Raw genomic sequence first — 11,203 nt, forward strand, 5'->3', positions numbered from 1 at the left:
CCGGCGCCGGCCGCCGCGCTCGCCGAGCTGCCGCCCTGCGCGAGCGCGCCGCTCGCGCGGCTCGGCCGGCGGGTCACCGCCGTGCTCGCCGCCGCCGACGGCGCGACGGTGGTCGGCACCTTCGACGATGGCGTCGTGTGGCTCGGGCCTGACGGCGCCGCGGAGGCGGTCCCGGGGCTCGAGGGGCGCTCGCGGTTCGTGAACGCGCTCGCGGAGCACGACGGGCTCGTGTGGGCGGCGACGCAGGGCGGGCTCGTGGCGCTCGACGGGCCGCGGGAGGCGCTCGTACTGCTGCGGGGAGAGGGCGTCACGGCGCTCGCGCGCGCGGGAGCGCGGCTCTACGCCGGGACGGCGCGCGGCGTGTTCCGCGTCTCGGCGGACCGCGGCGCCGAGCCCATGGCGGTGACCGGTCCGGACGGCGAGCCGATCCGCGCGACCGCGCTCGCCGCGACGGCGACGGAGCTCTGGATCGGGACGGCCTCCGGCGCCTACGCGCTGCCGCTCGCGAACCTCGACGCGCCGCTCCTCGCGCGGACGGCCGCCTGGCACCCGCTCGTGTTCGGTGCGCCGGGCGCCGCGACGAACGTGGTCACCGCGCTCGCGCCGCTCGGTGACGGCGCGCTCGCCGGCACCGACGACGGCGGGCTCGTGCGGCTCGCGCGGGACGGGGGCGTCGCCGCGCTGAGGCTCGCCGACGCCCGCGCGAACGAGGTGAACCCGAACGCCGCCGCGGCGACCGGCGGGGGGGTGGTGGTCGGGACGCAGGGCGGCGGGCTCGTCTTCGCTCGGACGCGGGAGGCGGGGCTCGGCGCGGGGAGGCCGCGCGGGCTCGAGCGCCTCGCCGTGTCGGCGGTGTGGGCGGGGGCGGACGAGGTGATCCTGGCCGGGACGGCGGACGGCGAGGTGCTGCGGCTCGCCTGCGAGCGGCCGGGATCGTGAGGCTCGGACGGCTACCGCCCGAAGACGACCGCGAGGCGGCGGCGGAGCTCGTCGCGGACGTCGCGGAACGCCTGGAGCCGGTCCTCCTCCGGGCCTCCCGCGCCGGCGGGATCGGGGAGGCCCCAGTGGACGCGGTGCGCCTTCCCCAGGAAGGCCGGGCAGACCTCCTCTGCGCAGAGCGTGACGACCGCGTCGACGGTGTCGGGAGGGATCGCCTCCACGCTCTTCGAGCGGTGGCCGGCGATGTCGAGGCCGATCTCGGCGAGCGCGCGCACGGCGAGCGGGTTCACGCGCGAGGGCTGCGAGCCCGCCGACGACACGGTCACCCCGGCGGGCGCGAGCGAACGCGCGATGCCCTCGGCCATCTGGCTGCGGGCGGAGTTCGCGACGCAGAGGAACAGGACGTGGCGCGGCGCGAGCCTCCGGAGCTCCTCCGCCTCGCGCCGCCAGTCCGCGCCGGTCACGGGCTCGCCTTCCCGCGCGCGGGGCCGAAGCTCCCCGCGCAGTTCTTCACGCCCGCGAGCTCCGCCGTCTCGCCCGGGAAGAAGCGGTCGCGGAGCCGGAGGGCGACCGTGACGAGGCCGATGAGCACCGGCACCTCGACGAGCGGCCCGATCACCGCCGCGAACGCCGCGCCGTGCGCCATCCCGAACGTCGCGACCGCCACCGCGATGGCGAGCTCGAAGTTGTTCGACGCCGCCGTGAAGGAGAGGGTGGCGGTCTGGCCATAGCTCGCCCCGACCTTCCGGCTCATGAAGAACGAGACGAAGAACATGACGACGAAGTAGACGAGGAGCGGGATCGCGATCCGCACCACGTCGAGCGGCACCTGCACGATGGTCTCGCCCTTGAGCGAGAACATCACGATGATGGTGAAGAGGAGGGCGACGAGCGTGATGGGCGAGATGCGCGGGATGAAGACCCCGCGGTACCACGCCTCGCCCTTCCAGGCGCGGAGGCCGAAGCGGCTCGCCATCCCGGCCAGGAAGGGGACGCCGAGGTAGACGAAGACGCTCTTCGCGATCTCGCCGATGGTGATGTGGACCTCGGCGCCGGCGAGGCCGAGCCAGCGCGGCAGGACCGTGATGAAGACCCAGGCGTAGACCGAGAAGAACAGCACCTGGAAGATCGAGTTGAACGCGACGAGCCCGGCGCAGTACTCGGTGTCGCCCCTGGCGAGGTCGTTCCAGACGATGACCATCGCGATGCAGCGCGCGAGGCCGATGAGGATGAGGCCGACCATGTACTCGGGGCGGTCGCGCAGGAAGATCACGGCCAGCGCGAACATGAGCAACGGTCCCACGATCCAGTTCTGGACGAGGGAGAGCGCGAGCACCTTCCCGTTCCGGAAGACCCGCGGCAGCTCCTCGTAGCGGACCTTCGCGAGGGGCGGGTACATCATCAGGACGAGGCCCACCGCGATCGGGATCGAGGTCGTCCCGACCGACATCCGCTCGAGCATGGGGACGACGCCCGGCACGAGGAAGCCGAGCGCCACGCCCGCGCCCATGGCGAGGAAGATCCAGAGCGTCAGGTAGCGGTCGAGGAACGAGAGGCGACGGGTCACGCCGGCGCGCGCCGGCGCGACGAGGGTGGCTTCGGACATGGGCTAGAGGCTCCCGACGAGGGACTTGAGCCGGCGCAGGGTGCGGGGCTCGATGCAGTAGCAGACGCGCGGACCGTCGATCTCGCCGCGGATGAGGCCCGCCTCCTTGAGCACCTTGAGGTGCTGCGAGACGGTGGACTGCGCCAGCGGGAGCTCGTCGACGATGTCGCCGCAGACGCACGCCTCGCGGCGGACCAGGAGGCGGAGGATCTGGACCCGCGCCGGGTGCCCGACCGCCTTCGCGAGGAGCGCCAGCTCCTCGTCCGCGTCGGAGCCCTCGACCGGCCGGAGGTCGGGTTCCTGTCTCGGCTCCGGAGCCGGACCGCAGGCCGGGACCTTCTTGAGCTGGGGCGCCATGGAATCGGCTATCTACGATGGACGCGCGCGAGAGGCAAGACCGGGCGCCCGGGCGAGCGGGCGCGTCACGCACCTGTCACCGGATGAGCCCCCGCCGGGCGGCGCCCGGCGAGCGGGTTCGGGGTATCGCCGGTTCATGGAAAACGCTCAGCCACAGGGAATGGTCGGGCTGGCGATCGTGATCTGGTCGTCGCTGGTCGTGCTCGTCTACGGGTTCCTGCGCATGGCGGGGATCCTCGGCCACGGGCACGAGCGGCGCCCGCGCAGACGCGCGCGCTAGCGAGATCGAGCGGTCGCGGGGTCGCGCACGGCAAGCCGCGCGGGATCCGCAAATCGCAAAAAGACGATGACACCGGCTCCGGGATTCCCGATACTCCGCGCCGCGGCCGAGGGTCGGCTCGCGAAAGGACGGCCTCGTGAAGCTACCCGTGCTCGGCGAGTCGGAGGAGGCACCGGTGTGCTGCGCGCAGCCGGCGCCGCGGACGACGGCGGAGGCGGCGGCGCGAGGCGCGAGCCCCGTCAAGACCGCGGCGCTGCTCGCCGGTGGCCTCGCCGTCTGGGCGGCCGCCTATGCGCTCGTCCACCCGCTCTCGGAGCTCGCCGCCTTCCGGGCGCTCGGGCTCTCGCCGTCCTCGCGCCTCGGCCAGAGCGTCGCGTTCTTCCTCTACGACGCGCCGAAGGTGCTGCTGCTCCTCGTCCTCATCGTCTTCGGCGTCGGGATCGTGCGCTCGTTCTTCACCGCCGAGCGGACCCGCGCCCTGCTCGCCGGCAGGCGCGAGTCGGTGGGGAACGTCCTCGCCGCGCTGCTCGGCGTCGTGACGCCGTTCTGCTCCTGCTCCGCCGTTCCGCTCTTCCTCGGGTTCGTGGAGGTCGGGATCCCGCTGGGCGTCACGCTGTCCTTCCTCGTCGCTGCACCCATGGTGAACGAGGTCGCGCTGGTCCTCCTCCTCGGGCTCTTCGGATGGAAGGTCGCCGCGCTCTACCTCGTCACCGGGCTCGCGATCGCCGTCGCCGCGGGCTTCGTGCTGGGGAGGATGAAGCTCGAGCGCTACGTCGAGCCATGGGTCTACGCGTCGATGAAGCGGAGCGAGGTCCACGAGCGCGAGCGGCTCGGGTTCCAGGGCAGAGTCGAGAAGGGCGTCGAGGCGGTGCGGGACGTGGTCGGCAAGGTGTGGCCCTGGGTGCTCGCCGGGATCGCGGTGGGCGCAGGAGTCCACGGGTACGTGCCGGAGGGGCTGCTCGCCGGGTTCATGGGGAAGTCCGCGTGGTGGTCCGTCCCGGCCGCGGTCGCGATCGGCGTCCCGATGTACTCGAACGCGGCGGGCATCATCCCGGTGGTCGAGGCTCTGCTCGGGAAGGGGGCCGCGCTCGGCACCGTGCTCGCCTTCATGATGTCGGTGATCGGCCTCTCGCTCCCGGAGATCGTGATCCTCCGGAAGGTGCTCCGCCCGCCGCTCATCGCCGCCTTCGTCGGGATCGTCGCGCTCGGCATCCTGCTCGTCGGCTGGCTCTTCAACGCGGTCCTGTGAGGTGACGGATGAAGATCCAGGTGCTCGGTACCGGCTGCGACAGGTGCAAGGCGCTCACCGCCAACGCCGAGAAGGCCGTCGAGGCGCTCGGGCTCTCGGTGGCGGTGGAGAAGGTGGAGGACCTCCGCGAGATCATGCGGCTCGGGGTGATGACCACGCCCGCGCTGGTGGTGGACGGGAAGGTCCGCGCCGCCGGCAAGGTCCTCACCGCCGACGCAGTGATGGAGCTCCTGCGGTCCTGAGACGCGTCCCCGCGACGAGGCTCAGCCCGGGATCGCCTCGTACGCTCGCCTCACCTCGTCGGGCCCGTAGCTCCGCTCGAGCCGCCTCACCGTGAAGTGACCCCAGGCGGTCTTCTGGTAGTGCTGGATGAAGACCGAGTTGATGCCGGCCCCGGCGAGCGCGCCCACGATGGGCACGAGCTGGGCGACCGCCTTCTGCGCGACCTGGGTCCCGAACCGCTGGGCGATGAGCCCGACGAGGCGCGCGACCGCCGGCGCGCTGCGCTCGGCGGCGAGGTCTCCCATGGCGCGGGCGCCGAGCTGCTCGGCGGCGCGCGCGACCGCCTGCGAGAGCGCCACGCGCACGGCGAAGTAGCCGGCCTCGGCCGCGTCGTCGCTCGCGGCGCGGCCGCCCATCGCGAAGACGCCGAGGCACTCGAGCCGCACGCGCAGCTCGGAGAGATCCTCGCCCTGGGCGCGCGCGTGGTCCGCGATGGAGCGGAGCATGAGCGTCGTCGAGAAGGGCAGCTCGATGGCGAGGGTCGCGGCGCCGAGCGCACCGCCGAGCGCCCCGGAGGCGATGACGGCCGCGCGGTGCGCGAGGTCGGAGGCGGCGCCGGGCGCTCCGCGCACGGCGAGCGGAGGCGCGCCGCCTGCCCCCGACGCCTCGCGGAAGTCGAGGGTCCGCACGGCGAGCTCGAGCCCCTTCTCGAGCGCGGTGCGCGTCGCGCTCCCCACGAGATCGCGCGTGCGAACCGGCAGCTTCTCGACGAGCCGCTCGATCGGCCGGCCGACGCGGCTCGCGAGCTGGATGGCGAGATCGGGGGTCTCGAGGACGTGCTTCGCCTGCTCGAGGGCGAGGGCGTCGGCGCGATCGAGGGGACCTGGCATCCGCGAAGCCTATCGCGCGGAGCGCGCCCGCGCCGCGCCCCGGTCGGCCCCGAGCCCCCGGCCCTTCACGCCGCGGGCGCCGGCAGCACGCCGGCCACGAGGAACGTGCTGCGCGGGAACGCCTCGGTGTCGATGGTGAGGGCGCGCTCGTGCCGGAACTCGACGTCGTGCGCGGCGGTGACCGTGCAGTACCAGGTCTCCGGCGTCGCGAGCGGGGCGGGGGCCGCGAAGGCCGCCGGCGAGAAGAGCGCCAGGTTCGGGCCGCGGCGAGGGTCGCGCGCCGAGGGGTAGCGGACGGCCTCGATGCCGTCGGCCCGCATCTCGGTCCCGAGCTGCTGACTCGACGTGTAGTCGCTCGGCGAGCAGAGCTTGCGGAGGGAGGCCTTGAACGCGGGCGACGACAGGTCCACCCCCGCCCGCGTCGCGACCGCGACCTGGAACGCCGAGAACGGCATCGCGTGCGGCGCGAGCTTCGCCTTCGTCCCCTCGAAGAAGACGATCCGGTAGTAGGCCGTCTCGGCGAGCGCGGTGCGGAGCACCTCGGAGCCGTACCAGAGGCTCGGCTCGTGGCGGCCCCCGAAGCGCGAGCCGTACCTGAGCGGCGGGTACCGGAACGGAGAGTAGAGGAGGTAGTGCAGCCTCCCGAGCACGGGGTCCGGCGGCAGCGGCGGCTTGTGGTCGTCGATCATCCGCTCGAGCAGCGCGTGCTCGGCGTCCGAATCGACGAGGGGCCGCGTCGAGATGATCCGCTGGCCCTCCGCGATGCGCCAGGGCCGGCCCTCGAGCGCCCGGGCGTTAGACCTTCCCCCGCATCGCGTCCAGATACTGCGTGACATTCACCAGCCCCTCGACGCTCCGCACGAGGAGTGCGGGAGTGCCGCCGAGATGAGCGTTCTCGGCGTGGAACCACGCGCGGCAGCTCGCTGCGTCTCCCAGTAAAGCACTGAGGCTGCGGTACATGCGCAGGAAAGTGAGCGCAAGCTCGCCCTCCTTGGCGCCGGGGTCGATCGCCCGCGCGGACGCGCGGAGCCGCGAGACGGAGGCGCCGCTGACGCCGATGATCCGCGCGAGCTGCGCGTCCGTGAGCTCGAGGAGCTCCGCCGCGCGGAGCGTCGCCTTCGTCAGGACGGCGCCCGGCTCCGGCGACCTCGCGGTGTGGGCGGATGCGCGCATCGGACCTCCAGATGACGCGGGGAAGGACTGCTTTCACCTGGAAGATTAATGGCGGCATCTTTCATTTGCAAGAGGCGCTGGCGCGGGCCAGCGGCGACCGGAGCCGCGCGGGGCCCGGGGAGGACTCGCCGGGCGAGCACTGCGGGGCCCGGCGGGCGCGCGGCCCCTTCAGGGCACGAGGACCGCCGCGCCCTCGATCCTCCCCGCGCGCAGCCGATCGAGCGCCTCGTTGGCCGCGGCGAGCGGAAACGGCGTCACCTCGCAGCGCACGGGCACGCGCGGCGCGAGCGCGAGGAACGCCTCGCCGTCCGCGCGGGTGAGGTTCGCGACGGAGCGCAGGACGCGCTCCCCCCACAGGAGCGCATACGGAAACCGCGGGATGTCGCTCATGTGGATGCCGGCGCAGACGACCGTCCCGCCCGGCGCCACCGCCGCGAGCGCGGCGGGGACGAGCGCGCCCACCGGCGCGAAGATCACGGCCGCGTCGAGCGGGGCTGGCGGGGGCGCGTCCGAGCCGCCCGCCCAGGCCGCGCCGAGGTCGAGCGCGAGCCGCTGCGAGGCGTCGTCACCGGGCCGCGTGAACGCGAAGACCTCCTGGCCGGCGTGGCGGGCGACCTGTGCGAGGATGTGCCCCGCCGCGCCGAAGCCGTAGATCCCGAGCCGCGCCGCGTCGCCCGCCATGCGCCAGGCGCGGTGCCCGATGAGCCCGGCGCACAGGAGCGGCGCGGTCGCGACCGGGTCGGTGCCGGGAGGAAGCGGGAACGCGAAGCGCGCGTCCGCGACGGCGTACTCCGCGTACCCGCCGTCCCGCTGCCAGCCGGTGAAGCGCGCGCGCTCGCAGAGGTTCTCGCGGCCCGCCCTGCAGAACCCGCAGGCCCCGCACGCCCAGGCGAGCCAGGCGACGCCGGCGCGATCTCCCGGCGCGAAGCGCGCCACGCCCGGGCCAGCGCGCACGACCTCGCCGACGATCTCGTGCCCGGGCACGACGGGCCGGCCGGGGAGGGCGAGGTCGCCGTCGGCGACGTGCAGGTCGGTGCGGCAGACACCGCAGGCGAGGACGCGCACCAGGATCTCGCCGGGCCCTGGCTCGGGGACGGGGAGGTCGCGGGCGGCGAGCGGCCGGCCCGGATGCTCGACGACCATCGCGCGCACGGACGAGAGCCTACCGTGTTCCGGCGGGCGCGGCTCGAGGCACTGCGGTCCTCTCCCAGCCGAAGGGCGGACGGCTGGACCCCCGCCCCCGGGGCGCGATCGCACCGTCGGATCGGTGCGGCGGGTGGGTGCGCGGCGCCGCGCGCACCCGAGGTGCGGATCCACGCCGGCAGGCGTTGATCGGCAGGCGCTTCTCGTTAGGAGTTCACCCCAGCCGAAGCAACGTCCGCAACGACCGTGAGGCGCCCCGAATGGACCCGCTTTCCAGCCCCGACATGGACCCGCAGGAGACGCGCGAGTGGCTCGACGCCCTCGAGGGCGTCCTCGAGCGCGAAGGGACCGAGCGCGCGCACTTCCTCATCGAGCACCTCATCGACCGGGCGCGGCGAGCCGGCGCGTACGTGCCGTTCTCGGCGAACACCGCCTACGTCAACACCATCCCGGTCGAGCTGCAGCCGCGCTTCCCGGGCGACTTCGCCCTCGAGCAGCGGATCCGCCACTACATCCGCTGGAACGCGATGGCGATGGTGGTCCGCGCGAACAAGCACACGAACGTCGGCGGCCACATCGCGAGCTTCGCCTCCGCCGCGACGCTCTACGACGTCGGCTACAACCACTTCTGGCGCTCCTGGTCCGAGGAGCGCGGCGGCGATCTCGTCTTCCTGCAGGGTCACTCCTCCCCCGGCATCTACGCGCGCGCGTTCCTGCTCGGCCTCCTCAGCGAGGAGCAGCTCACGAACTTCCGGCAGGAGGTCGAGGGGAAGGGCATCTCGTCCTACCCGCACCCCTGGCTCATGCCCGAGTTCTGGCAGTTCCCCACCGTGTCGATGGGGCTCGGGCCGCTCATGGCGATCTACCAGGCCCGCTTCATGAAGTACCTGGCGGACCGGAGCGTGGTGGACACCGAGGGCCGCAAGGTCTGGGTCTTCACCGGCGACGGCGAGATGGACGAGCCCGAGGCGATGGGCGCCATCGGCCTCGCCGGCCGCGAGAAGCTCGACAACCTCATCTTCGTGGTGAACTGCAACCTGCAGCGGCTCGACGGGCCGGTGCGGGGCAACGGCAAGATCATCCAGGAGCTCGAGAGCACGTTCCGGGGCGCCGGCTGGAACGTCCTCAAGGTGATCTGGGGCCGGCACTGGGATCCGCTGCTCGCGAAGGACAAGAGCGGCGCCCTCCGCCGCCGGATGATGGAGGTGGTGGACGGTGAGTACCAGGTCTACAAGTCGCGGGACGGCGCCTTCGTCCGCGAGCACTTCTTCGACAGCCCGGAGCTGAAGGACCTCGTCGCCGAGCTCTCCGACGAGGACATCTGGCGCCTCAACCGCGGCGGCCACGATCCGTTCAAGGTCTACGCCGCCTACCAGGCGGCGGTGAGCCACGAGGGCCAGCCGACGGTCATCCTCGCGAAGACCATCAAGGGCTACGGCATGGGCGAGGCGGGCGAGGCGATGAACATCGCCCACCAGCAGAAGAAGATCGCGACGGACGCGGTCCGGCGCTTCCGGGACCGCTTCGACCTCCCCGTCCCCGACGACAAGCTCGAGGAGGTGCCCTTCCTCAAATTCGAGGAGGGGTCGAAGGAGCTCGAGTACATGCGCGCCCGCCGCGCCGAGCTCGGGGGCGATCGCCCGCGGCGGCGCCGCCGCGCGCCGGAGACGCTCGAGGTCCCGCCGCTCGCCACGTTCGACCGGCTCCTCAAGAGCACCGAGGACCGGGAGATCTCCACCACGATGGCGCTCGTGCAGATCATGAGCATCCTCGCGCGCGACAAGAAGATCGGCGCGCGCGTCGTGCCGATCGTGCCGGACGAGGGGCGCACCTTCGGGATGGAGGGCATGTACCGGCAGCTCGGCATCTGGAGCCACGTCGGCCAGCTCTACACGCCGGAGGACGCGGACCAGCTCGCCTTCTACCGCGAGGACCGGAAGGGCCAGGTGCTGCAGGAGGGCATCACCGAGGCGGGCGGGATGGCGGAGTGGATGGCGGCGGCCTCGTCGTACTCCGTGCACGGCCGCTCGATGATCCCGTTCTACCTGTTCTACTCGATGTTCGGCTTCCAGCGCGTCGGCGACTTCGCCTGGGCCGCAGGCGACATGCGCTGCCGCGGCTTCCTCGTCGGCGGCACGTCGGGCCGCACCACCCTGAACGGCGAGGGGCTCCAGCACGAGGACGGCCACTCGCAGGTGTTCGCGTCGGTGATCCCGAACTGCCGCTCGTACGATCCGACCTTCTCCTACGAGGTCGCGGTCATCGTGCAGGACGGGCTCCGGCGCATGGTGCAGGAGCAGGAGGACGTCTACTACTACCTGACCGTCCTCAACGAGAACTACGTGCACCCGGCGATGCCCGAGGGCGCGGCCGAGGACATCATCCGCGGCATGTACCTCTTCAAGCGCGGGGCGGGGGGCGACAAGAAGGCCCCGCGCGTCCAGCTGCTCGGCTCGGGCGCGATCCTCCGCGAGGTGATCGCCGCCGCCGATCTCCTGAAGAGCCACTGGGGCGTGGACGCCGACCTGTGGGCCTGCCCGAGCTTCACGGAGCTCGCCCGCGACGGCATGGCGGTCGCGCGCGAGAACCTCCTCCACCCCGAGGCGCCGGCGAAGAAGTCGCACGTCGAGCGCTTCCTCGGCGAGACCTCCGGGCCGGTGGTCGCCGCGACGGACTACGTGCGCACGTTCGCCGAGCAGATCCGGCCGTACGTGGGCCGCAGGTACCTCGTGCTCGGCACGGACGGCTACGGGCGCTCCGACACCCGCGAGCGGCTCCGCCGCTTCTTCGAGGTGGACCGGCACCACGTGGCGGTCGCCGCGCTGAAGTCGCTCGCGGACGAGGGGAAGCTCCCCGCCGCGAAGGTGACGGAGGCCATCCGCAAGTACGGCATCGATCCCGCGAAGCCGGCGCCGTGGACCGTGTAGGCGCCCCGGAGAGCGAACGACCCATGAGCACCATCGAGGTGAAGGTCCCCGCGCTCGGCGACTTCAAGGACGTGCCGATCATCGACGTCCTCGTGAAGCCGGGCGACGCGGTGAGCAAGGACGACGCGCTCGTGACGCTCGAGTCGGAGAAGGCGACGATGGACGTGCCGTCGCCCGCGGCGGGCACCATCAAGGACCTGCGGGTGAAGGTCGGCGATCGCGTGAGCGAGGGGAGCGTCGTGCTCACCCTCGACGAGGCGGGGGCGGCCAGGCCGGCCGCGAAGGCCGCGCCCCCTTCGGCCGCGAAGCCCGCGCCCCCGGCGGCCACGAAGCCCGCGCCCTCTCCCGCGCCCGCCGGGAAGCGCGACGGCGCGGCGGCACCGGCCGCGCGGGCCGCGGAGGGCGCCGCGAAGGCCC

The 11,203-nt window shown here is 73.2% G+C and carries 12 protein-coding genes and 1 pseudogene; 6 read left to right on the forward strand and 7 right to left on the reverse strand.

All coding sequences use genetic code 11. The annotated features are described in order from the left end of the window. Positions 1 to 939: pseudogene (locus tag MNY60_RS22080) on the forward strand (hypothetical protein); the annotation flags it as partial. An 11-nt stretch (positions 940 to 950) separates the two neighbouring features. Here the strand turns inward: MNY60_RS22080 and MNY60_RS22085 are convergent. The 3 genes from MNY60_RS22085 to MNY60_RS22095 are packed head-to-tail and all read right to left on the reverse strand — an operon-like array spanning position 951 to position 2,902. After that, positions 951 to 1,403 carry an arsenate reductase ArsC gene (locus MNY60_RS22085; RefSeq protein ID WP_242340941.1) on the reverse strand — a complete coding sequence of 151 codons (453 nt, stop codon included), beginning with the start codon at positions 1,401 to 1,403 and terminating at the stop codon, positions 951 to 953. Then, complete coding sequence (arsB, locus tag MNY60_RS22090; RefSeq protein ID WP_242340939.1) at positions 1,400 to 2,545, reverse strand: ACR3 family arsenite efflux transporter; 1,146 nt, start codon at positions 2,543 to 2,545, stop codon at positions 1,400 to 1,402. The genes MNY60_RS22085 and arsB overlap by 4 nt, the downstream gene beginning before the upstream one ends. Before the next feature lie 3 nt (positions 2,546 to 2,548). Further along, positions 2,549 to 2,902 (reverse strand): helix-turn-helix transcriptional regulator, encoded by a 354-nt coding sequence (locus tag MNY60_RS22095; RefSeq protein WP_242340938.1) that lies wholly within the window; start codon positions 2,900 to 2,902, stop codon positions 2,549 to 2,551. A gap of 136 nt (positions 2,903 to 3,038) precedes the next feature. Between MNY60_RS22095 and MNY60_RS22100 the strand changes: the two genes are divergently transcribed. The 3 genes from MNY60_RS22100 to MNY60_RS22110 all read left to right on the forward strand — a co-directional run bounded on the left by MNY60_RS22100 (position 3,039) and on the right by MNY60_RS22110 (position 4,673). Further along, a complete protein-coding gene (locus MNY60_RS22100; RefSeq protein WP_242340937.1) occupies positions 3,039 to 3,182 on the forward strand; it encodes a hypothetical protein in 144 nt (47 codons plus the stop codon). A gap of 136 nt (positions 3,183 to 3,318) precedes the next feature. Then, positions 3,319 to 4,431, forward strand: a complete 1,113-nt coding sequence (locus tag MNY60_RS22105; RefSeq protein WP_242340936.1) for a permease — start codon at positions 3,319 to 3,321, stop codon at positions 4,429 to 4,431. An 8-nt stretch (positions 4,432 to 4,439) separates the two neighbouring features. Then, positions 4,440 to 4,673, forward strand: coding sequence for a thioredoxin family protein (locus MNY60_RS22110; RefSeq protein ID WP_242356716.1), 234 nt, complete (start codon positions 4,440 to 4,442; stop codon positions 4,671 to 4,673). Between the two features lie 21 nt (positions 4,674 to 4,694). On the opposite strand, the gene MNY60_RS22115 is transcribed toward MNY60_RS22110, so the two are convergent. The 4 genes from MNY60_RS22115 to MNY60_RS22130 all read right to left on the reverse strand — a co-directional run bounded on the left by MNY60_RS22115 (position 4,695) and on the right by MNY60_RS22130 (position 7,868). Then, entirely contained in the window at positions 4,695 to 5,543 is an 849-nt protein-coding gene (locus MNY60_RS22115) for an EcsC family protein (protein ID WP_242356718.1), read from the reverse strand. A gap of 65 nt (positions 5,544 to 5,608) precedes the next feature. Further along, positions 5,609 to 6,379 (reverse strand): RES family NAD+ phosphorylase, encoded by a 771-nt coding sequence (locus tag MNY60_RS22120; RefSeq protein WP_242340932.1) that lies wholly within the window; start codon positions 6,377 to 6,379, stop codon positions 5,609 to 5,611. After that, positions 6,339 to 6,716 carry an MbcA/ParS/Xre antitoxin family protein gene (locus tag MNY60_RS22125; RefSeq protein ID WP_242340931.1) on the reverse strand — a complete coding sequence of 126 codons (378 nt, stop codon included), beginning with the start codon at positions 6,714 to 6,716 and terminating at the stop codon, positions 6,339 to 6,341. The genes MNY60_RS22120 and MNY60_RS22125 overlap by 41 nt, the downstream gene beginning before the upstream one ends. A gap of 168 nt (positions 6,717 to 6,884) precedes the next feature. Further along, positions 6,885 to 7,868 carry a zinc-dependent alcohol dehydrogenase family protein gene (locus MNY60_RS22130; RefSeq protein ID WP_242340930.1) on the reverse strand — a complete coding sequence of 328 codons (984 nt, stop codon included), beginning with the start codon at positions 7,866 to 7,868 and terminating at the stop codon, positions 6,885 to 6,887. A gap of 251 nt (positions 7,869 to 8,119) precedes the next feature. Between MNY60_RS22130 and aceE the strand changes: the two genes are divergently transcribed. Together aceE and MNY60_RS22140 are read left to right on the forward strand one after the other, a co-directional pair. Beyond that, on the forward strand, positions 8,120 to 10,786 hold the full coding sequence (gene aceE, locus MNY60_RS22135) for a pyruvate dehydrogenase (acetyl-transferring), homodimeric type (protein ID WP_242340929.1): 2,667 nt from the start codon (positions 8,120 to 8,122) through the stop codon (positions 10,784 to 10,786). A 23-nt stretch (positions 10,787 to 10,809) separates the two neighbouring features. Then, the coding region (locus tag MNY60_RS22140; RefSeq protein WP_308197135.1) for a biotin/lipoyl-containing protein at positions 10,810 to 11,203 on the forward strand (394 nt) is incomplete at its 3' end.

Source organism: Anaeromyxobacter sp. SG17, from assembly GCF_022690695.1.
Taxonomy (GTDB): Bacteria; Myxococcota; Myxococcia; order Myxococcales; family Anaeromyxobacteraceae; genus Anaeromyxobacter; species Anaeromyxobacter soli.

Bases quoted from the DNA above. Each gene is read 5' to 3' on its own strand.
- MNY60_RS22125 (WP_242340931.1), bottom strand. From the start codon at position 6,716: ATGCGCGCATCCGCCCACACCGCGAGGTCGCCGGAGCCGGGCGCCGTC.
- MNY60_RS22100 (WP_242340937.1), top strand. From the start codon at position 3,039: ATGGAAAACGCTCAGCCACAGGGAATGGTCGGGCTGGCGATCGTGATC.
- aceE (WP_242340929.1), top strand. From the start codon at position 8,120: ATGGACCCGCTTTCCAGCCCCGACATGGACCCGCAGGAGACGCGCGAG.
- arsB (WP_242340939.1), bottom strand. From the start codon at position 2,545: ATGTCCGAAGCCACCCTCGTCGCGCCGGCGCGCGCCGGCGTGACCCGT.
- MNY60_RS22120 (WP_242340932.1), bottom strand. From the start codon at position 6,379: ATGTCACGCAGTATCTGGACGCGATGCGGGGGAAGGTCTAACGCCCGG.
- MNY60_RS22110 (WP_242356716.1), top strand. From the start codon at position 4,440: ATGAAGATCCAGGTGCTCGGTACCGGCTGCGACAGGTGCAAGGCGCTC.
- MNY60_RS22115 (WP_242356718.1), bottom strand. From the start codon at position 5,543: ATGCCAGGTCCCCTCGATCGCGCCGACGCCCTCGCCCTCGAGCAGGCG.
- MNY60_RS22095 (WP_242340938.1), bottom strand. From the start codon at position 2,902: ATGGCGCCCCAGCTCAAGAAGGTCCCGGCCTGCGGTCCGGCTCCGGAG.